19 protein-coding genes are annotated in these 22,388 nt (G+C 50.7%); 3 read left to right on the plus strand and 16 right to left on the minus strand.

What is annotated here, in order from left to right:
- Positions 1–1,585 (plus strand): hypothetical protein (locus C3F13_07635; GenBank protein ID PWB53769.1); only part of this gene is annotated, 1,585 nt, incomplete at its 5' end.
- Between the two features lie 187 nt (positions 1,586–1,772).
- Here the strand turns inward: C3F13_07635 and C3F13_07640 are convergent.
- Complete coding sequence (locus C3F13_07640; GenBank protein ID PWB53770.1) at positions 1,773–2,360, minus strand: hypothetical protein; 588 nt, start codon at positions 2,358–2,360, stop codon at positions 1,773–1,775.
- A gap of 18 nt (positions 2,361–2,378) precedes the next feature.
- Between C3F13_07640 and C3F13_07645 the strand changes: the two genes are divergently transcribed.
- The gene (locus C3F13_07645; protein ID PWB53771.1) at positions 2,379–3,347 is read left to right on the plus strand and encodes a transcriptional regulator; all 969 of its coding nucleotides are present in this window, start codon (positions 2,379–2,381) and stop codon (positions 3,345–3,347) included.
- Between the two features lie 66 nt (positions 3,348–3,413).
- On the opposite strand, the gene C3F13_07650 is transcribed toward C3F13_07645, so the two are convergent.
- The 5 genes from C3F13_07650 to C3F13_07670 form a co-directional block, all read right to left on the minus strand.
- The gene (locus C3F13_07650; GenBank protein PWB53772.1) at positions 3,414–4,238 is read right to left on the minus strand and encodes an ABC transporter permease; all 825 of its coding nucleotides are present in this window, start codon (positions 4,236–4,238) and stop codon (positions 3,414–3,416) included.
- Positions 4,235–5,125, minus strand: coding sequence for a sugar ABC transporter permease (locus tag C3F13_07655; GenBank protein ID PWB53949.1), 891 nt, complete (start codon positions 5,123–5,125; stop codon positions 4,235–4,237). Before C3F13_07655 ends, C3F13_07650 begins: the two co-directional genes overlap by 4 nt.
- A 357-nt stretch (positions 5,126–5,482) precedes the next feature.
- Positions 5,483–6,793, minus strand: coding sequence for an ABC transporter substrate-binding protein (locus C3F13_07660; protein PWB53773.1), 1,311 nt, complete (start codon positions 6,791–6,793; stop codon positions 5,483–5,485).
- Between the two features lie 629 nt (positions 6,794–7,422).
- Positions 7,423–8,403 carry an ATPase gene (locus C3F13_07665; GenBank protein ID PWB53774.1) on the minus strand — a complete coding sequence of 327 codons (981 nt, stop codon included), beginning with the start codon at positions 8,401–8,403 and terminating at the stop codon, positions 7,423–7,425.
- 92 nt (positions 8,404–8,495) lie between these two features.
- On the minus strand, positions 8,496–9,725 hold the full coding sequence (locus tag C3F13_07670) for a hypothetical protein (protein PWB53775.1): 1,230 nt from the start codon (positions 9,723–9,725) through the stop codon (positions 8,496–8,498).
- On the opposite strand from C3F13_07670, the gene C3F13_07675 reads away from it, so the two are divergent.
- On the plus strand, positions 9,724–10,011 hold the full coding sequence (locus C3F13_07675; protein ID PWB53776.1) for a hypothetical protein: 288 nt from the start codon (positions 9,724–9,726) through the stop codon (positions 10,009–10,011). The genes C3F13_07670 and C3F13_07675 overlap by 2 nt on opposite strands.
- 65 nt (positions 10,012–10,076) lie before the next feature.
- Here the strand turns inward: C3F13_07675 and C3F13_07680 are convergent, their stop codons facing one another.
- The 10 genes from C3F13_07680 to C3F13_07725 form a co-directional block, all read right to left on the minus strand.
- A complete protein-coding gene (locus tag C3F13_07680) occupies positions 10,077–10,727 on the minus strand; it encodes a hypothetical protein (protein PWB53777.1) in 651 nt (216 codons plus the stop codon).
- 124 nt (positions 10,728–10,851) lie between these two features.
- A complete protein-coding gene (locus C3F13_07685; GenBank protein PWB53778.1) occupies positions 10,852–13,068 on the minus strand; it encodes a hypothetical protein in 2,217 nt (738 codons plus the stop codon).
- Positions 13,069–13,418: 350 nt separating this feature from the next.
- Positions 13,419–13,709: a hypothetical protein gene (locus tag C3F13_07690; protein PWB53779.1), complete on the minus strand. Its 291-nt coding sequence runs from the start codon at positions 13,707–13,709 to the stop codon at positions 13,419–13,421.
- A gap of 115 nt (positions 13,710–13,824) precedes the next feature.
- Positions 13,825–14,505: a DNA-binding response regulator gene (locus C3F13_07695; protein PWB53780.1), complete on the minus strand. Its 681-nt coding sequence runs from the start codon at positions 14,503–14,505 to the stop codon at positions 13,825–13,827.
- Positions 14,471–15,955, minus strand: coding sequence for a hypothetical protein (locus tag C3F13_07700; GenBank protein ID PWB53781.1), 1,485 nt, complete (start codon positions 15,953–15,955; stop codon positions 14,471–14,473). The genes C3F13_07695 and C3F13_07700 overlap by 35 nt, the downstream gene beginning before the upstream one ends.
- Positions 15,956–16,188: 233 nt before the next feature.
- Positions 16,189–17,898 (minus strand): hypothetical protein, encoded by a 1,710-nt coding sequence (locus C3F13_07705; protein ID PWB53782.1) that lies wholly within the window; start codon positions 17,896–17,898, stop codon positions 16,189–16,191.
- A 13-nt stretch (positions 17,899–17,911) separates the two neighbouring features.
- On the minus strand, positions 17,912–19,120 hold the full coding sequence (locus C3F13_07710) for a hypothetical protein (protein PWB53783.1): 1,209 nt from the start codon (positions 19,118–19,120) through the stop codon (positions 17,912–17,914).
- A complete protein-coding gene (locus C3F13_07715; protein ID PWB53784.1) occupies positions 19,113–20,420 on the minus strand; it encodes a cytochrome C in 1,308 nt (435 codons plus the stop codon). The genes C3F13_07710 and C3F13_07715 overlap by 8 nt, the downstream gene beginning before the upstream one ends.
- A complete protein-coding gene (locus C3F13_07720; protein PWB53785.1) occupies positions 20,417–21,160 on the minus strand; it encodes a hypothetical protein in 744 nt (247 codons plus the stop codon). The genes C3F13_07715 and C3F13_07720 overlap by 4 nt, the downstream gene beginning before the upstream one ends.
- The gene (locus C3F13_07725) at positions 21,157–22,287 is read right to left on the minus strand and encodes a cytochrome C (GenBank protein ID PWB53786.1); all 1,131 of its coding nucleotides are present in this window, start codon (positions 22,285–22,287) and stop codon (positions 21,157–21,159) included. Before C3F13_07725 ends, C3F13_07720 begins: the two co-directional genes overlap by 4 nt.
- Positions 22,288–22,388 lie beyond the last annotated feature (101 nt).

The raw sequence follows: 22,388 nt of genomic DNA on the forward strand, positions 1-22,388 counted from the left end.
GGTGGTGAAGGAGGCAGCCGTAGCACCGCCAACACCAGTGGAAGCGACGATGGTGGAGGCGGGGTTGGTGAAAGACACAGGGGAGACGGTCATTGAGGCTGCGGGGGTGGTAGTAGCTGTCAAAGAAGCTGTAAAGCCATTGACGCCGGTGGTGAAACCAGCTGCAGAGACAGCCAAAGATGTTGCAAAGCCGGTGACACCGGTTGGGAAACCAACTTCAGAGCCAGCCAAAGAAGCTGCAAAGCCGGTGACACCGGTGGTTAAACAAGCTGTAGTGCCAGAACAGGCGACGCTGGTGGAGCCGGTCATCAAACCGGAAGCTGAACTCGCCGCACCCCCGGTAAAAGCCCCAGCGGTAGCCGAACCAGCGAAGAAGAAGGGCAAAGCCTGGATAGCGTTGGTGGTTGTGGTGCTGCTCCTGGTCTTGGGAGGGGGAGGCTATATCGGATTTACCAAGTTCATGGGTGGTGGTGGATTATTTCGGCCAGCTCCATCTGCCACACTTGAAAGCGCAGTTGTAGTTCCAGTTTCTTCAAACACTGAAGTGATCCTGCAGGCAACCTCCACGCTAGAGGTGATAGCAACCGATACGGCGATTCCCAGCCCCACATCAACAGAAGCACCGACGGCTACGCCTGCCCCACTGGTGATTGGTGGAGCAGATAAAATCGCCTTTTTGTCAGGGAAGAATGTGTGGATTGCCAACCTGGATGGCACTGAATTGACCCAGCTCACCCAAAATAATACACAAAAGAACTATCTGCGTTGGCTGCCGGATGGGCAGGGATTAACTTATATCAGTGGAAAATGCATTGAATCAGTCTCCCTCGCCGGAGAGATGGCTCAAATCGCGTGTTTCAATAATTCAGACAAGTTAGAAGGATTCGAAATCTCACCGGATGGCCTGCAGGTGGCTATTGGCTTGGACGGCCAGTTGTACCTGGTGCCATTCGACCTGGAAAAACTAGCTACTGCTTACTCACATGATAGCCTGGCTGCACTGGCGTCCTGTGAAAATATGGCTCCTTATACGCGCAACACTGCCCGCTTTGCACGTTGGTCAGATGATGGTAAGAACTGGTCTACGGTGGTCCAGGTGCCTTACAATGGGATGCGTGCCGATGTGGTCGGGGTATTTGCGGTGGATACCTGTTATCCTGATAATTATGCTGCCTTTCAGATTCAATTCCCTCCTCCGCATTTCACCTACCCAGGATATGAAAAGTTCCCGGTGATCCAAGACCTGGGCTTCGATGGGAATACCCTATTTGCCCTGCACGGGATTACCCGTAACGACGGTTTTGGTGACCTTCATTTATTCAATATGGAGACGTATAAATTCACCCAAAGCGTGAATCCGATCAATCATACTTGTTGCTATCGCGATGCCGAGTTCAGCCCAGATGGCAGCTACCTGGTATTTGCCTATCAGGATATCAACCTTGGACAAAATAGCGTCACCAAGTTATATTACATTCCATATGGAACTATCGGGACTGGAGAGGCATACTCGCCGTTACCCCTCCCGGATATCACCGATCCGATAGAGCGCCCCCAACCTCAATTGAGGCCAGCTGTCCCGTAGGACGAAGATCTGGTGAAAAAACCTTTTCAGTTTGGACATGTAGATACGTCAAGGTCCTGGTTACCTGGCACAAATTAGTAGAGCAGAGATCAACATGTATCAACATAAAAAGAGCTAAAAGAAAGAATCCGTATTTATGTTGCGAAATGCTCCCCCTCGGTGGCACCAAGGGGGAGCATTTGCTTACTTATTCAACGATGGGTATGTACAGGTCGAGGATGAAGTTCTGACCGCCAACTTCATTACGGGTGAGGTGCTCTTCCAGCCATTGGTGTTTGCCTAATTTATAATGGCTGGTTTCCAGCCATCTGACCAGCTTTTGCCAGGAGGCTGGGATGATATCGAATGGATCTGCTGTGGTGACATCACAGCGGAGAACGCCATATAAGCCTCCAGGGAACTCCTTGAGCTTGACCTGTTCATCAGCCTGTATTTCTCGTCCGACGGTCAACCAGAGCTCGTAGCCGCGGTTCGGGCTGCCTTCTGAAGAGCTAGGATTGTCGAAACCGAAGATGCGGGTTTCTGGGGGCGTTTTCCACATTCCGTGGGCTTTTGCCCAGGTGACCAATTTCCCCCAGACTTCGATCTCAGGGTACTCACTGTAGACGTAAAATGTGGCCACTCTCAGCGGGGGCAGGGTAATGATCCGGACTTCCTGATTTTCCATAAAGATTTTCTCCATTCTCGATTTGATATGTGGTTTATGCGATTGCAAGGATATCATAGCACGCGATACCTGACATCTCATGTCAGGAATTATTGGTAAAATAGGCATAACACACACGGAGGTTCGATGCGAGCCGATCGACTAATTTCCATCGTTATGCTGCTGCAGACACACGCGCGAATGACCGCCGATGAGCTGGCCGGTGAGCTAGAAGTGTCTCAGCGCACCATTTATCGAGATATCACGGCTTTAAATGTTGCCGGCGTGCCCATTTACACAAACCGCGGGCCGGGTGGGGGGATATCCTTGCTGGAAAGCTACCGGACCACGCTCACCGGGATGAATGAAGAGGAAATGCGCGCCCTGTTCATGTTGAGCATCCCCCAGGCACTGGTCGATCTTGGGGTGGGGAAAAAATTGAAGAGTGCCTTATTAAAGCTGGCTGGTTCTCTCTTAGCTGGCCAGCAGGCAGTCCAAACGCATACCCAGCAGCGCATCTACCTCGATTCGACCGGATGGAATGAACCCGAACAGCCGGCTGCTCACCTAAGAGTGATCCATGGAGCGGTCTGGCAGGATAAGAAGATCAGTGTGGTTTATCGGGGGAGTTTTGACGCCAGGCTGGAGTGTATCATGGAGCCCCTGGGTTTGGTGGCGAAGATGAATACCTGGTATCTGGTCGGCAGGGTGGATGGATTTCCGCGGGTATTGAAAACGTCCGATATCCTGGAAGTGTTTCTGCAGGAGGAGGGCTTCACGAGGCAGGATGGCTTCAATTTACAGGCGTTTTGGGAAGCGTGGTGTAACGACACGCAACACAGGCGCTGGGTGTACCCAGCCAGGCTGAGGATGTCTCCAGGTTTGCTATCCAAGTTGGGATTCTACCTGGATGACACCGAAAGATATGTGCTTGAGGATACCGGTAGTGAAGATGTTGATGGCTGGAAAGAGGTTGGCATCCAGTTTGAGAGCTTCTTCAGGGCAAGGGAGTGCGTCCTAAGTTTTGGCAGGGCGGCAGAAGTACTCGAACCTGATGCGCTGCGGCTCAGCGTGGTCGACTTTGCCAGGCAGATATTGAGTCTCTACCAGGTATAAATAAAAAAGAGGACCTTCACTCATACGTCCTCTAACATAAGTACTCTGATGCAATTGTGAGAAAGCTTAGCCTTTTAAGGCACCCGCCATCAGGCCACGCATGAAGAAACGACCCAGGAAGATATACACCAGCAGGGTCGGCAAGGCTGCCAGCAGCGTGGCGGCCATCAAGACGTTCCATTGCACCAGCTGTGAGCCTGCCAGGTTGTTGAGTGCCACCGTCACAGGCCAGTGTGACTGGTTGGTCAGGATAACGGCGAAGAGAAATTCGTTCCAGGCCTGGGTGAACTGCCAGATGATGACCACAGCAAAACTGGGGGCAGACAGGGGAAACATGATGTAGCGATACAGGCCCATCAGGCTGGCTCCATCGATGCGACCTGCTTCAAGGACTTCAGTGCCAATTGTGGCGTAATAATTGCGGAATATCAGGGTGGTGATAGGAATCCCGTAGATTATATGCACCAGGATTAAACCCGGGATATCACCATATAGATTCAGGAACTGCATGAACTTCACTAATGGGATCAGGATGCTCTGGTATGGAATGAACATGCCAAATAGGATCAACGTGAAGACCAGGTTAGCACCTTTGAACTTCCATTTCGATAACAGATAACCATTCAAAGATCCAAGCAGAGAGGATAAGATGGCCTCAGGGATCACCATGATGAAACTGTTTTTTAAATTTGGCGCAAGCTGCTTGTAACCAGCGATGAAGTTCTCGATGTGCAGACCGTTGAGGGGCAGTGCCCACATGGTCTTAAGGTCGACTTCATTGAAAGGTTTTACACCGGTCAAGAGCATGAGATAAATCGGTAGCAGGTAAAAAACCGCCAGGGCGATCAAGATGAGGTATAAAATGCCTTTTGTCCAGAAACGGTGTTTCATAATTCGTTCTCCGAGCGCATATTCTGGACCAGGTAAGGAACTACCAGGATCGCCACAGATATTAACATCAACACACCGATAGCTGCCCCTTGGGCATAGTTCGTACCGTCAAACGTGGTCACCCACATATAGATACCAGGCACGTCTAGCCGGATGTCCTTGTTGCCTAAAGCAACGATCAAGTCAAAGATCTTAAGCGACATATGCCCGAGAATGATCACCGCGCTGAGGGTGACCGGTTGGAGCAAAGGGAGGATGATGTACCGATAGATCTCAAACTCGCTGGCACCGTCGACCCGGGCGGCCTCACGCAGGTCGTCAGAGATACTGCGGATGCCTCCCAGGTAGAGCGCCATAGTGAACCCTGACAGTTGCCAAACGGCGGGAATCACCGTGAACGCCATGCCCCAGGGTTGGGGCGTTGCATGCCAGGTGCTGATGAGGAAATCAAGGCCAAGTGATTTAAAGATCAGGTTTAGGCCAGTGATGCGATCTCCGGTGGCAGGGTTCATCAACCAGCCCCAGACGACACCGGAGGCGATGAATGAAATCGACATGGGGAAAATATAGATTGCCCGGAAGAGGGCTTCCCCTTTAAGTCGCTGGTCGAGCAGGATCGCCAGGCCTAATCCGAGTACCAAACAGCCAATAATGAAACCGACCGTGAACATGGCGGTGTTGCGGACATCAATAATGAAACGCTGGTCGTGATTAAATAAATTGATATACTGTTGAAGGCCTGCCCAGGTGTAGTCGGGGTTCAATCCCTTCCATTTGCTGAGTGATACCCTGATTGACCAGCCAATAAAACCATATACAAATACTGCCACTGCTAGGATGGAAGGTAGGAGAAGACCTATCGCAAGCACCGTCTCATCCTCAAACATGGCTATGATAACCAGGACTCCAGAATAACCAACCAGTGCACTGATTAGCAGGGCAATCGAGGTAAGATCTTTGCCGCCAATTTTCAGCTGATAGTTGGACAGGTAATAGACTAACCCGATGCCAAGCAGCATCAGGAAAATTCCGAGTATCAAGCGGGGTTTTTGGAGGTTAAATCTACGGAACATCAGCACCCTTGAAAAGTGCGTCTGGAGCGATTATTTATACCGAGATACATCATTTTAGCATAAAGCGAATAAAGCATTGTTGAAAATACCATCTTTAGAGATTATCAATGTAAAAAATTTCAAATGGGCGGCTCAACGAGCCGCCCATTTCTTATTAACAAGCTGGAAAATTTACTTGCAGGTACCATCCGTCTTGCAGGCATTAACCAAACCAGCCTGGAAGTCGGCCGTCTTGGTTGTGTCAGCCTGGAAGAGCCCGATGGCTGTGCTGATAGAAGTGGACCAGGCAGGGGCAGCCACAACACCATGCATCAGGCTGCCGACCACAGTATTGCTCGTCCAATCTTTGGCAGCATCCTGCGAGTACTCGCTGAACAAAGATTGGTTGCAGTCGGTGCGTGCACAAATGGAGCCCTTGAGCGGGTTGAAAGCTTCCTGGCCAGCCTTGGAGGCACATACCTTTAACCAATCGACGGTAGCATTCGGGTGCTTGGCGCCAACAGGCAGCACAAAGCTATCGGACAGGAAGTTGAATACACCGTAAGTACCCGGTGATACTGCCCAATCAAAATCAGTGTGGGGTTTCAAGGCCAGGCCGTTGGGCGGTTGGTTTGCGAAGTATCCGTAAGCCCAGTCACCCATGATGTTGAAGGCGGCATCACCATCCGCCACCATCTTGGAGGCGGGCTGCCAGTCTGAAAGGGTGGACGCGTCGGCGTTGGTATACGAGAGAGCCTTAGCGAAATTCTCGATACCCTTGGTCACGTCTGCTCCGGCCCAATCGGTGGTGGGTGGGCTGGCCCACAGGCCGTTCCATTTATCTGCTCCGATGGTACCGATCATGATATTTTCGAACAGGTGGACAGCGGTCCAGGGGGCGCCGAGGGACAGGCAGGTTTTACCTGCGGCCTTGATCTGATCACAGACGGCGAAGAATTTATCCAATGTATCGAAATCAGACTTGGGATTGGCCGTCACACCGGCTTCTGCTAGTACCTTGGGGTTGTACCAGAGCACGTTGGAGCGGTGAATGTTCACTGGAACGCTATACGGATGGCCATCCTTGGAGATCAGAGGGATCAGTGTAGCAGGCAGAACCTTGGTAAGACCAGTTTCACTAAACAGGTCATCCAGGGGTTGCACCTGTCCAGCAGCTACGTAGTTTGCAATCGTTTCCTGCCCAGCGTGCGCCTGCCAGGAGTCGGGCGGGTCATTTGCAGCCAGACGAGTCTGGAGGACTGCCTTGGCATTTGTTCCAGCACCACCAGTGACGGCAGCATTTACAAAAGTAATGCCTGGATATTCTGAATTGAAGACTTTTACCATGGCGGCCAATCCGTCTGCTTCACCAGGTCCTACCCACCATGAAAACACCTCTACTTCAGTTTCTGCAGCAGGGGCTTGTGTAGTCGCAGTAGCGCAAGCTGCCAGGATCATCGCCGCAACTATCAGGACTGAAACAAAACTAAAAATCCTTTTCATATTCTTCTCCTTATTCATTTGGTTTAGGTCGTTAGGTATTGCAATTCCATGTTCCTTCACTTTATGCTTATAAGCACCTCCTTACGATTCCAGCTGAGATTGTTTCGATTTGCATGGGAGCAGATCATGATGGGCCAAACCTCACCTGAGGTGGTCATATTTGAGAAGAGTGCCCCCTGAACTCAATGGCGGTGATCCCGCCAGCGATCAAGTTTAATTCTCGATAAGCGGTGGGGAGAGATACAGCAATCGGACTAGGTGTTGATTTAGGAGAGGTATGCGGTTCAGAAATCTTTACCCACGAGGGCGAGGCTGTGAAGCCGATAAGATTATGAGACATGGCAAATGCCCTGGCGGTGCGGCTGAAATCCTGCAATGAGCACAAGACCGATGACAAATTCTCCTCCCCTCATCTAGATTATAGACTTACATAAATGTTGTCATTATTGCGTGATTAATTAAACAATCACGATTGCCTTATTAGAATTTCATTAATTGGTTTTGTCAATACTCCAGATAGACTATTCACCGGAGTTGCTCAGGTTTAGACGAACAATTACAGAATAGCACCGAATAGCATAACATGATTCGCGTGTTTGGAGGATAGATTCATAATTATGCAGCCAGTTTTAGCCCGAAATTTTTTCTCGTATTACGCAGGTTGATTTAATCAGACAATCACGCAGAGGTGAAGGATCAATCCCAGCCAGGTCCAAGGCGAGCAAGATACCACCAACCACTGGTGGTGCGCCTAGGCGCACCAGCCTGGCTTTGGGGGCTTCACTTAATATCACCTGGCGCATGGGCGCGATGATCATTTCTCCCATATCATAGACGCTGCCCACGAGCACAACTTCAAAATCGAGCGTAGCAATCCCTAGCTGCCGGATGACAGCCTGGGCGGTATAGCCTAGCTCGCTGCCTGCCCATTGGATGATCGCAAGCGCCACGGGATCTCCCTGGGCAGCTACTTTATAGACCAAGGGGGCGTGATCGGAGCTAACAACATATTCACCCATCTCAATTCCCTCGATGAGTGAAGGGATATCAGCAGCACCCGTCAGCTCTAAAAACTCTCCAGTCAGTTGGGTTTTAGGGCCACGTTTTGTCCACTCGTAAGAGATGGACGCTAAGGCTTTTTCCACCAAATTGCCTGCACCACCGTGCTCACCGAACCCTACGCCTGTCACGCGACCAATATTATGATCTCGGTCCCAGCCCCAGCAATTTGTGCCCGTACCCGCCACTACCGCCACTCCCCAACCCTCGCTCGCTCCCGCCAACAAGCCGATGATCGTATCATTGACCGCTTCCACCGGACAGGTTAAGCCAATGGAGCTGATCGCAGCCAGCGTGGGTTGGCGCTCCGATGGCCAATCATAGCCGGCAACGCCGAAACCCGCTGCAGTAATCCGGTCCTTGGTAAGTCCGGCCATTCTCAGGGCATGGCTGGTAGCCGATTGCAGGGCTACTTGCAAACCCTGATAGCCTACCACTTCATGATTGCCTGGCCCACCGTTTCCAAAACCGATCGCTTGCCCATTTTCATCCGCAATCAGGGCATGGCTCTTCGTTCCACCAATATCAACTCCCAACAGGTAAGATGGCATACATCACTCTCTAATAATGGCTGCCGTTTTTAGCGCGACACATTTAATACAACCCCTTACGCCGAAATTATAAACATAAGCTCTGCAGACGCCTAGCCACTTTGTATCTCCTGGCGAACGAGCAAGCCCATGGCAGCGATCAAACCCGCCATGATCCATAAGTATGGCATGGCAAATGAATCGATGCTAAAGCCCTCGCCGATGAAAGCCAGTATGGATAGCTGCCCGGCAAGGGCTAATGTCTTGATCGCGGTACATTGGCTGCGCCGTGAAAGCCGCGAAGATTGAAAGAGCACGTATATCCAGGTTATAAACACGGAAAAGCCGATGATGCCGGTCTCCGCCAGCAAACGGAACCAAAAGCTTTTAACGTTCGGCAGTTGGGTCAGGTAGAAGAGAACATTGCGGATCTCGAATGTAGCCCATCCCATGGGCGGAGCCAGGCTGGGGAAAAAGAAACCCGCATTCCCCAAACCAACCCCGAGCCAGGGGAATTGGTTGAACACATTCCAGCCGTTCAGCCAGTAGACCATGCGCTCCATGAAAATGAAGCGCTGGCTCAGTTTTAGCAGCGTCGTCTCATCCAGAGTGACTAATCCAATGATCTCCTGGGTGGAAGGTGGCTCGCTGACCAGTTTGGCAAGCCTCCAATCGCGCTGCACGGAAAAATAGAGGATCCCCACCAATACCACGGCATAGGCGGAAAGCAAGGCGATTGTTGCACTTGCGCTTATCCAGCTTCTCCGCCTGGCTGCGGAGCTGTAACGAAGGAATATTCGCTGATCGGTGAGGTAATTGACGATGCCTCGGTGCAGAGATACGTTCAGCCCGATAAACAGGTATATGAGCATCAGTAGGAACGAGATCAGTCCTATTCGGGGCGAGCTCAGGAAGAAAACCAACACGCCAATCACAAGGAGGATATTTTCAATGGATATACGCCATATGCGAAATTTAAAAGCGGAGGTCTTTTTATAAGTAGCAGCCATCCAGATCGGTAAATACAACATGACCATCTGGTGAGCAAACCATGAGGCTTCATATGTCAGCCCGTTGACACGACCGTATCGGGGAGAATACTGGGGTGAAAGGACAGCCAGCCAGGATTGGATTTCGTTCATCCAGGTTGGATAGAAGTCATAATGGCGGAAAATAAAAAATGCCTGCACACACGACCAGGCAACAGCCAGGATACCTCCGATGGTGATGTACTTCCAGGTATTGTGCAATCGTTCGGGGCTCTTTACCCAGCTGGTGGTTACCAGGTAAAAGGTGATTCCGATCGCCAAGGTCAACAATGCCCGTAGCTCCTGGGCTGGCATGGATTTACCTTTAAAACCTGGAATAAAGAAGAAAAATGCCAGAGCACTCGCAATAATTGCTATTGAAAAGAAAATTATGAGAGGGACTGTTTCCTTAGGAAGTTCCCCCTTCCGTAGGATGAGAGGGATTGTCCAGATGATCAGTAAGATGAAAATGGGTAGGATGGCTAGCGGTGACACCAGTGCGCCAGTCAGCGAAGAGAGAAACGGGAAGGAAGTGAGTGGGAGGCTAATTAGTGCCAGCGCCCATAAAACCTCGCAAACCAACTCCCATTTCGTGTTGTGATGCCCTGATGACCCTACCACGCGACACTCCTGATCATGTGATTGATATTAGGAGAAATGACCAAGCTATTCAGCTGCCATCCTGGTGGCGGTTTTGGGAACACGGCTGACCCAAACTGAAATGAATATGCCAATAATAAAGCCGATCAATACTCCGGCAAGCATCAAGTTATTGCGTCCGTAGAGTATGGGTTGTTCGGGAAGAGAAGCTGGGGTAGGAGCCTGGAAAATGACATAACCTGGAGCCAAGCCGGTAGCCTGCCACTTCAACATTTCCTGATAGCCTGCCAGGGCCCAAATGTTGGCGATTGCCTGAGCAACAGCGGGGTTCGGGTTGCGGAAGCGAAGCTCCCATATGTCATGTTTCCGTTCAATGGTATAGTTTTTTAATAAATCACGGACAGTAAACAGGTATCCCGCGTCTTTTGCCTGGCTGACCACCTGATTAATGGTTTGGGTGGCAAGCAGAGCCCCTTCCGTAGTATTGAGCGCCATATCTTCATTGTATTGGATGAGGTCCTCTCTCATACCCAGGTGAGGAAATGAGTTCAAATCTAAAGTGACAAAATATTCGGCTGTAGCCTCGTAGACAGGTGGATGCAGGTGGAAAAATAGATACCCAAACGCTCCCCCCAGCAAAGTGGCAATCAGGACAACCCACCAATACTGCAGCACTCGTAAAAAATATGCCTGCGGTGAAAATTCATCGGATGACATGTGGGAAAAGGTCCATTCCTGGCTTTTTGGATTTTCGATTACAGATTCTAACACATGCCTTCAGTGAAATAAAAAGACCGGATGTGTTTTGACATCCGGCCTTTTTCTAGCAGTTCGCTTGAGATTATGGTGCTGCGACTGGTGGGCGGGTCAGGGTGGTGACATCACCACGGACAGCCTGGATGCTGTCGTACAGGACCTGCAGGATGTACTTTCCGTTGTGGACAAAGGCACCTGGATCCTTCTGGACCCACTGATAGTTATAGGCAGCGCGAAGCAGGTTGGGCGTCCAGGAAGCGAAGGCATTGTCTCTGGTCATCTCTTCCGGATCTGCGGAACCGTTGGCATTGGTGTCGATGAAGAAGTAAGGGTAGCTTGATCCAGCATACACGAGGGGTGATTTCGCCACATCGTTGGCGTACTTCTGGATAGCGGCATAGAGCAGCTCAGCTTCGGTAGCAACTTCATCATATATACCCTCGGTAGTGTTGGCATCACCGTCATAATCGGTGGTTCCCATGCGGATGGTCTCAGGCCCTTGATTGCCTGGGTGACAGGCCAAGCACAGCTCGGTGTTGACACCCAGCTCATGCGAGTCATGGCAGGTCACACAGCTCTGACCGGCATCTACGTGGGCATGGTGACCCAGGTAATCCTTGCCGGTGAACTCATAGGCACCCTTGGCTTCGGTACCGAACAGGGTGGCCCCTGCACCGAAGTAGTGCGGGTTCCGGAAGCGCAGGTCTGCTGAAACGGTATCAGCGGGCAAATCGCCGATGGCTTTGTTGACGCTCACGGTAGACTCACGACCCTGATGGCAGGTGATGCACAGGTTAGCTGGGGCACCTTCGCCGAAAGTCAGGACGGCACCGCTGGGGAATTTAGCCCCAGCAACCGTGTACGTGGCTGGGAATTGCGTCACATCGTGGCAGGTCTGGCATTCAAAACCTTGAGAGACCGGCTGGGCGATAGTCACACCAGTCACTTTGTCGGAGGAAGCGGCAGCTTCCTTGACGAAGAGTGGGAGGCCAGCAGCAGAGTGGCACTTTGAGCACGTGGCGGGAACTTCGCCCTCGGCATCCCAATCACGAAAGGCCATCTCGGTGGCAGCAAAGTGACCAGCGTCGATGCGGTGCATGGCTGTCATGTCAATCGGGGTGCTTAGCTGTGTGTTCAAATCAGCAATTGAATCATACAGCAGCTCGATCACGTACTTGGCGTTATGCGCATAAGCACCGGGATCCTTGACCGATAGCTGGTAGTTATAAGCTGCTTTCAGCATGCGAGCGGTCCATGAAGCATAAGCAGCGCCATCGGCACTGGATTCTTCAGCATCGACTACACCATTGTCATTAGTATCATTGATGAAATATGGGTAGGTGGCTGGATCATATGCAACGGGGGCCTTGGCAACTTCCTTTGCGTAAGCCTGGATGGCTTTCAAAGTCACGTCCTGGAGACCGGTGAGCTCAGCTGCTATGCCTTCGGTCGTATCGCCGTTACCGTTGTAATCTTCCGTCGAGCCGTTCATGCGGATCTTTACCAGGTCTTCGGCAGAGGCGACGTTACTATGGCATTCCTGGCAGAGTTCGACTTTAATTTCCAGGGTGTGCTGGTCGTGGCAGCTGATGCAGGTGTTCAGGTTATCAGCATGCAAGAACTTGCCATCATAGGTTTGGTCGGCATACTGGTAGCCACCACCGGTAACGGTTCCGTACTGCGTTGCAGCGGCTGCAAAATAGTGGATATTGGTGAAACGCAGATCGGCGGAGACGGTATCCAGTGTGTCGGTCAGGACATTGGTGGCGATCGCATTATCGATGCTGGAGCCTGAAGCGCGTCCTGTATGGCAGGCAACGCAGCGGGCTTCGGGTCCGAGGTCGTTCACAGCTACGCCTGACGGGAAGGTGACTGTGTCCAGGGCAACTGCAACTTCGTTATGGCAGGCTTCGCAGGTGATACCATTGCTGACTGGCTGAGCTGCGTCGACCACGCCCGGAGTGGATCCATCAGCGCCAACGAAATCTTCAAAGCCGGTGTCGGAATGGCACTGGGCGCAGCCGGTGGGTACTTCCTGGGGATCATCTCCATCCCAGTGGCGGAAAGCTTCGGCAGTCGAATCTGCGTGGCCAGAGCCAGCCCAGGCCGCTTCAATTTCTGGAACCAGGACGACCGGAGTCGGGCATGGTTCGGCAGTTGGGCAGGCAGGCGCTTCGGGGCAGGTTGGACATTCCTGGACCGTCGGAACCACGGTGGGGGTTGCTGGGGAAGAACAAGCTGCAATAGCCAGGGCCAGGCCGATCAGCAGCAACCCAACATATAGATATTTCTTGTAATTCATAGATTTCTCCTCATGAGGGAATAGAAATTTTTACAGCAGATACAGATAGGGTAAAGGTATCAATAATCTTATTAGGCTCCTCCTTTGGCGAAAAAATATTAAATCACTTCGAAAGTGGGCAGACCTATTAACACCAGCAGAATGTAATTGAATACACCATTAATAATAGGTTGAACACCCTATAGAATTCTACCATAAAATTAGGGCATAATGAGTAGATTGTATTAAAATTCTCAAACAGAATGGGCGAATCTAGATTAAAGAATTTTTTCAAGATTTAAACGAAAACCTTGCGCCATGAGTGTTTTACCCGCGCAGCGCAAGGTTATATAATGCCAGTATCGAGAGTATTACTTTACTTCCTTATGTTCTTCTGCCTTGTTGGCTCCTTGAGCAAACAGATAGATGGTAAGAATGACAATCATGCCGATCACCATCCCAGCGATTTCCGGCCAGCGAGCAGAAAATTCGAGCACCAAGCCACGCCCGCCAACCGATAATTGATTCCCAAATTTTACGACTGCGTTTGTGATACGGGTCAGATTTACCGTGAGATAAGCTACACCTACCAGAGCCAAGACAGTGAACGGGATGGCTATTACCATGGTCCAAAAAGTGGCGTGAAATTGTACTTTACGCATACCAACCTCCACAATAAGAATAAGCCTGCCTGTATTTATACATATCATATAAAACAGGCTGGCTTCCGTCAATAGGGACAATGTGGGATTTTTATAATAGGGTAATAAGCCCAAATCAAGCAGAGATCAGGCCTTTCCTTATGGCATATTTTACCAATTCGCTTTTTGAGTGTAGTTCGAGTTTACGCATGAGATTTTCACGGTGGCGTGCTACGGTGTGCTTGCTGATTTGGAGTGTCTCACCAATCTCATCATTGCTGAGACCTTCGGCAAGCAGGCTAAGCACTTCTTGCTCGCGTGTCGTCAAGCCGTCGAGAGAACTTTTTTCGCTTTCCTGAGATGACCGGCCTAAAAAGTCGGCCACCAGGGCTTTGGCAAGAGATGGGTAGATATAAATCTCACCTGCAAAGGCGGCACGGATCGAGGTGATCAAGTCTTCAGGGGCAGCGCGCTTGGGTACATAGCCAGACGCACCCGCCTGTAGCATTTCGAAAAAGTACTGCTCGTCTTCATGGATGGTCAGGGCGATCACCGAGATATTTGGATATTGTTCTTTGATCTGGCGAGTAGCCTCGATACCTGAAATATCCGGAAGGGTGATATCCATCACGATGACATCCGGCAATAGTTCCTTGGCTTTTTCTAAGGCCCGTGTGCCGCTATCAGCTTCACCGACAATTTGCATGTCTGGTTGACCTTCAAGGAGCATACGCAGACCAGTGCGAACAACTTGGTGATCGTCAACGAGCAATAATTTAATATCAGGCATCTTGTGTCCCTCCGTAAATGGGTACATTAACTTGAATCAGCGTGCCTTTACCAGGCTGTGAGAGGATGGTGCATGTTCCACCTACCAAAGCAGCGCGTTCCACCATACCCAAAAGGCCAAGGGCAGTAGACTTGCCTTGTTTCTTTTTCAATACTGCGTCTGTAATGAACCCCTGGCCGTTATCTTCCACCCGCAGGTAGATATTATCTTCTGTATAGTCGAGTTGAATGTCAATGCGAGTGGCATTTGCATGGCGAATTACATTCGTGATGGCCTCCTGGGCGATGCGGAATACAACCGCTCTGAGATCAGGGTTCAATTTTGGTTTACCGCCATGGCTGACTAGAGATATTGGGATGCCTGACCGGTCGCTTATATCGCTGGTATACCACCGCAATGCGGCCAGCAAGCCCAGATCATCCAGCTGTGGAGGATGCAGTCCGGTGACCAGGTGCTGCAGCTCGACCACACCATCACTGGCTAGCTTCTCCAGCTGGATGGCTTGTTCAATCGCCCTGTTTTTGTTGGCGGGGATCATTTCCGACATGCCGCGTAAACCCATACCCAGGGCAGTTAAGGTCTGGCCGGTTTCATCGTGTAGCTCGCGGGCGATGCGTTGGCGTTCAGCTTCCTGGGCAATGACCGTCCGGTGAAGCAGCTCTCCGCGTAGCTCTTCGAGGCGTTGCTGTTCGGCGATTTGGGCATCACGCAAGGTTTCAATTTGCTGGTTGCTCTCTACCTGAAAAGCCCGTAGGGAGCGAATAATGAAAACTGAAGCCAACGCTGCCATCAGCGCCCTAAAAACCTGAATTGGGAAACCAAATATCTCAAGGAAGACATTGGTATTTAAGATTGAGGATGGGAAAATTACGCTTGGAGAGGAAAATAGCTGCCCCACAATTCCATACAAGCCGAACGCAATGGCAGCCAGCATTACGTCGCGGCCGATACCCGGCATACCCAATTGGATAAATCGACCACGCTGTAATATTAATCCCCAAAAAGTAAGCAAGGCACCGGGAATTGCGAGGGCATAACGGGTGTATACATCTGCAGCAATGGCGCGTGCTTCGGGGCTGGCGTTGCTGAACAACACTCCCAGTAAACCGACCACCCAAATGGCAGTAATGGTCGAAAGCATTCCGATGTATAACTTACGTTTTTCTACACCGGTTATCAAGCGCGCCCCAAAGGCTATTAAAAACAGAAATGACGACGCCAGGGCAATTAATCGAAACGGCAGGACCCAGGGAGGATTACTTATCCCGTAGATCTGGTTATTCATGATCAGGAACATCTCAAGCCATTCATGGCAACCATGGATCAACCCAAAACCGATCAACGGGCGGAGAGCGCGTGAAAAATCCATCTTGGAAGAATGGCCGATTTCAAGCAGAACTGCCAGTCCCATCGCAAAGAAAGACAGTCCATAAAAAAAGTACACAATAATGATGTTTCGGGTAAAAAATTCAGCCATCCGCTAATATTCTCAAGTGGATTTTTAACTGACGACAAATACACGATAAAAGTAAATTTTCATCTATCCAAGTTGAGTGAATGTGACTTTCATTCGATCATCTCCTCCACTGGCTCTCGCAGATGGGGAATTCTACGCATCCATCCACCACCTGGAGAAATGTACCCAAATACGCCAGCTGAGTCGACCTGAATGACCCATCCTTCACCTCTTTCGGCAATCGGTGTAATGTTCTATTTTTCCGGGGCACCTGCGTTGATCCAATCAACCACCACCTGAAGCTCAGCGGGGGTCAATTGGGCAAAATGCGGGGTTGGACCGGATTGTTTTTGGACCAGCGGGCTACTTGCGGCATCACCGGAGATGATCACGGGGCCATTCACAGATCCTTGCAAAGCTGTCTGATAAGTTGTGAGATTCAAACCCTGTATGCCTTCCTCACCATGGCACGCACCGCATTTTGATTTTAACAATGGCCCGATGGTCGCATCGTATGTTAACGCACCGGATAAATTCAATGGTGCCGCCGGGGTGGGAGTGGGAGGTAAGCTCGAAAGGATCGTCTCTCGCAATGCTGGGGCGTCTAGACCGGCGAATTTCCACTCAATCCCATGACAGGCACTATTCGAACAGAAAGATGTGTTGTCGATACCACCTGGATTGTTGGTGGTGTGGCAGTCACTGCAGGTTTCATTAAACACCTGGTTGTGCATGGCGATCCAGTTGGCATTCAGATGCGACTGCGGTTCAGGACCGCGTGGGATCTCGACATTGGCAACGAAATCGGATGGCCCAGCGACCTCTGGAATGGTATGGCAAAGGTTACACTCGAGCCGGATGGCTTGCTGAGATGAATCCATGTGCTTACCATCATGGCAGCGGAAGCAACCCGCGAAATACATGTGCCCCACGTTATCCGGATGAGCATTCCAGTCTGATTTTTGATCCAGGTTTACAGAGTTGACGAAGATGGTTTGGATATAGGATATGGCATTTTGTACGCTGCCGGGGTGGGCTGCATAATAATCAGGATAGTAGGTCTGGTAATAATTTTCCAGCCCATAAATACCGTTCAGGCCTTCCTGTTGCGAAGTATATGGCACGCTGAGAACTTCGATACCTTTAGCCCGGATATCTGGAATGGCTTTATCGATAAACCCACGCGCGAGAGCCGCATCCATCTGATCCTGTGGCTGAGGCACAAGGTGGGTGATACGGTTGTGGCAGGTGACACAATCCATTTCCTTCAGGTCAGCATCCGTAATATCAGCAGTATTGAAACTTGAGGAAATATCCGTATATTCCGTGTAAGTCCCATCGGAATTCGTGACCCGGATATAAGGGATATTCTGTTGTAATTCATCGGTGGGATAGTATTGAACCTTGTTTTCGACGTGCCAGTGGATGCCTTTGCCGAGTCCCTGACGGGAGGTACCGCCACCTGTCTTCAGGCCGATAAAGATGCTGTAGGGGGTATTTTCAATATTACTCACAAAGCGTTTGTCTTCACGCAGGCTGTCGTCTGAGAATTTATCAGGGTTGTGGCATTTTTCGCAGGTATCACGAGCTGGGCGCATGTTTGTGGCGTAGAGCGGATAGGTGTAATTATGAAAAATCGTAGCCGTGACGTGCCGGATGTCACCGGCTTTGCGGGTTATTTGATTTGCAATAAAACCACGGCCGATGTGGCATTCCACACAGTCCACGCGGGCATGCGGGGAGGCTTGATAAGAGGAGTACTCTGGAGGCATAGTGTGGCAGGTTGTCCCACAGAATTGTGGGCTATTGGTATATTGCCAGCCGTAGGCAGCCCCGATTAGCAGGATGACTGTCAGGATTCCCAGGATCGCATATGGGAGCACCTTCACCCAGGTTTTAGACTCGGATGGGGGAAAGAAAAAATTATGCAGGGCATTGCCCAGACGTTTAATAAATTTTTTCATAGTGTGTACTCCATCATTTTTCTGGTGCTCCAGCCTGTATCCAGGCGATTACCTGGTTTAGCTCGTCGATGGTCAGTTGACCCGGGTGATTCCCGGCAGATTGCTTTTGGACCAGGACGCTATTATCCGGATCATTGGGAATAATCGCCGGGCCAGAATTGCCTCCGGCAAGTGCCGCCTGATAAGTCGCCAGACTTAACCCGCCCACTTTGGTGACACCATGGCAGGAACCGCAGCGATTGCGGAATAGACCCGAGAAAAAGCCATCCCAGGTCATGGCAGCCACTTCATCACCCGGCTCGAGTGTTGGTGGGGGTGTGGGTGAAGGCCGCGGGGTAGGAGTCACGGGTACATATACCTGGGCTGTCTCACCCTGGGGAACAGTAGTTAGGGCAGTTTTTTCTACAAAGCTGAACTTATACACGCCGAAGCCAAAAGCAACCGTGAATAGCAGGGCTGCAGGAAAGTAAAACATCTGGCGTTTGCGGATCACTTCAGGTGAGGGTCTTTTAAGAGCCATACCAGATTCAATCCGGGCAAGCTCAGCCGGATGCTCGTGGCGCATTTCCTCGCGATTTAGTTTTCCTGTGAACATGCTCTTATTGAAGTGCTTTACATGAACGTGGTAAAAATGCCAGATAATAATTGCCAGCACAGCGAGGATTGCCTCAGCGCCGTGGGCAGCCTTTGCTGCTGGGATGAACTCTCCTGGCAAAACACTGGTTGTAGTGATCGGGTTCCACATCATGAAACCTGTCAGCCCCATGATCACCGTACCCCACACAACCGCCAGGTACTCCATTTTTTCAGCATAGTTGAAGCGCCCGTAGTACCCCCGGTGTTTTCTAAAACCCAAATAGTACAGCACATCTTGAATCAGGTGCTGCGCGTCTTCGATGCCTGGTAGCATCGTCCACGGAACGCGTAGCACAGCCACCTTATAACCCAAAACCAGGACATGATAACCGCTGACGATCATCATAACGAAAGCACTGATATGATGGATGATGCGTACCTGTTCGATGCCACCTAACAAGTAAATAAAAGTATCGCTTATTGGAGAGGCAGAGAACTTTTGGATCAAGCCGGTGAAACCCAAGATGGTGAATGAGGCCAGGAAAACGATATGCTCAATGCGTTGGGAGATATCGAACCGGTTGTACGTGATGAGCTTGTCTGATGCAGTTGCCTGGGTTGGAGATGGCATGGTTGTCTTATCCATGGGTCACCTCTTCTGTCAGCTGGTCACCCTGTTCCGTTGTGTTATCTGCCCCAGGTTCAGGGGGAGTTACTTCCGTGGGTACTGATTCCGGGGCAGGTTTGGCAGATTGGCCTTTGTGGCGAGTTTTTACGTACACAGAATGACCGACATCCAGGCCGACCAGCACGAGCATAAAGCCAAGCACACCGGGTATGAACAGGCTATAGAAGAGATTCACATAATATACTGCAGGAAAATGACTGGCTGATGGGATGTAATGCGACATCCAGGCGGCGGGGAAATTTCTGGTGGCATCGGGGTGGCAGACCTTGCAACGAGCCAGCAGGTTTTCCTGCATCTGCAGGCCAGTGTTAGGATCATCCACCTTGGAAATGTCATGCACACCGTGGCAATCATAACAAACGGGCTTGTTTGTTTGTGCATCGGGTGATTGTTTCTCGAATAAGGTGACTGTCGTCCCGTGAAAATCAGATATATAGGTATTCAATACATCGGTCGAGATACCGTATTTATCCATCAACTCAGGATTCGTATGGCAGGTAGCGCATAGCTGTGGTGAGTTAAGGCGGAAGGCGGCAGTCGTCGGGTTTCCAATGTTGTGAACGCCATGGCAATCGATGCAGGTGGGAACATCAGTGTTCGCTTCTTCAGTCAAGGCAGCACCATGGACGCTATTTACGTATTTCTGATAGATAGCGTTATGGCACTGCGCGCAGGTGAGAGGGATGTTCAAGCGAGCCTGGGGCAATAGCTCACCAGTATCGGGATCTGTCCATTGCTGGACATTATGCGAACCGTGGCAATCAGAACAGACCGCTGCCTCGCGTTTACCTTCAGCTTGGGCGGCAGCATGGACACTGTCCATCGTGAGGGTATATTGCCCTGAATGGCAGCGGTCACATACACCGGTAAGCTGCAGGGTGGCATCGCGCGGATCTGATGCCTTGAATTCGGGGTGAGGGTACTCTCCCAGGTTGGTGTGGCATTGGACACATGCATATCCATCCTGACCATGGATGGAGGCTGCGTAGGCCTGAGGATCGACGTAAAGGTCCAGCGTCTCTCCATTTTCAAGCTGCATGGAAATGCCTGGAGTGCCATGGCAGCCCAGGCAGGTTTCGTTACTCACGATCAGACTGACATTGCCCCCGGTTGGAGAGCCCTGCTGGTATGAAATGCCGCTTGTAACCTGCCCAGAAGGAGCAGCTGCTACATTGATCACAATGAAGACGATTGACACTAGGGTGATCAATACTGTACCCACCAGGTAGATGAACAGGTGTTTACGTGCAGCCATCATGACTTGACTTCTCCCTGAGTTTCCTTGGGGTTTTCCTGCTTCACCAGGCGTTCATACTCAAGGGAATGATAGGTACGCATATCTTCCTCATTAAGCCAGCCCGAAAAGATGCTCAAGTTGAGCCTCTCCAGGTGAACATGGTAAAAATGCCAGATGATGATGAAAATCGCCGTGACAATGGCTTCAGTGCTGTGGGCCATGATCGCCCCCGGGATCACTTGCCCTGGAAGCAGGCGGGTTACCACTTCCGGGAACCACATGATGAAGCCGGAGATGACCATGATGCCGATGGCAAAGAATAGGAACCAATAGGTTACCTTCTGTTCGAAATTATATTTACCGAAGGCTGGTTTTTGTTTCTTTATGTAGATCAGGTAAAGCACCATCTTCCAGGCATCTTTAACATCATTAAGCGTGGGTAGCATGTCTCCGGGTAATTTCCGCCGGATGATCTGGTAGATGATTTTGCCCAGATGGTAGATGACCAGTGCAGTAAGCAGCAGTGCAGCAATATGGTGAATTTGCTGCAGCAGGTTTAATCTTGCTGGGGTGGAAATAATCGCCTGGCTCCAGGTGGAGGTGTTATATTTTTGGGGTAATCCGGTCAGCAGCAAGACAAAGATACTGATCATCAATACCGCATGTTCCCAGCGTTGGCTGAGGTTGAAACGCGGGAAAGTGCGGACGAGTTTGACGCGCATCGCTGAGGAGGATGAGGTTGCTTCCTTTGGGGTCTTCATAGGCTCCTCCTCGCCCGATCAACCATGAACCTGATGAACTGCAAGATCACATAAATTCCGCAAACAATAAGGATGGCCGGGGTAAAAAATGAGTAAAACAGGTCTAGATAATAAAGGAATGGGCTGCGCTCCAGGCTCACCTTGTAGTGACCGGTCCAAGCGCCAGTCCAATTTGGACTGACACCCGGGTGACATTTCTGGCAGGTAACCAGCAAGTTAGCTGGATTGACGGATGAATTAGGGTCATCCGGTTTCAGGATATCGTGGATACCATGGCAATCGGTACATACTGCCGAGTTGTGCTGTACTGTCGGCCAGCGGGCTTCATATACTGAGACATCCACACCATGCCAGGATAAATTGTACAGGCTGTAAACATCGGCTGAAAGCCCATATTTCGCCATCATTTCCTCGTTGGCATGGCAGCTGGCGCACAAGTCAGGTTCCTCGACTTTGAATTGCTGGGTGCGTGGATCCTGGATGTTATGCACCCCATGGCAGGTGGTGCAGACTGGTACATCGGGGTTGGCTTCTTGAATCAGGGCATTACCGTGCACACTGTTTTGATAAATGCCAAATTCCTGGGTGTGGCAGTTGCCACAGGTCTGCGGGATCAAGGTACGCGGCTGGTCGGGAGGTTTGACATAGTGTGATCCATGGCAATCGGTGCATACCGGGGCATTCAGATTACCTGCTTCAGCTACCTGGGCATGCATGCTATCCAGGGTCTTGGAGTAGTTATCGGGGTGGCATTTTTGACATGCCTGGTAGTACTGACGGGTCAGCTCGCGTTTCGTCTGGTAGCTGATCTCAGGGTGAGGGTAGCTGGTGATGTTCGTATGGCAGGCTTCGCATTCGATCCCATTGGGGCTGTGAACCGAGCCTTGCAACTGCGCAGGGTCGATATACAGGGAGACCACCTCCCCACTCGGCAGGGTCATTTTTAAATCAGTATTGGAATGACAGCTTAAGCAGTATTCCTCGGTTTGCTGCTTCGGCTCACTGGCTTGTGATGGTGAAAACCAGAACAGGCTCAAAATTAAGATCAACCCGACTAGTATGAGTATCGCCGGTAATTTGACGTTTGATATACGCTTCGACATCGCCCGGTCCTCCTTAATAGCCATTGTCTTCACTTTTTTGATAATCCTCTGTGGGAGGAGGGGGTTTTGCGACGATACCGAAACGGCGTAACAGATAAGAGATGCCAAACAAGATAATTAACGGC

The organism is Anaerolineales bacterium, assembly GCA_003105035.1.
Lineage (GTDB): Bacteria > Chloroflexota > Anaerolineae > Anaerolineales > UBA4823 > FEB-25.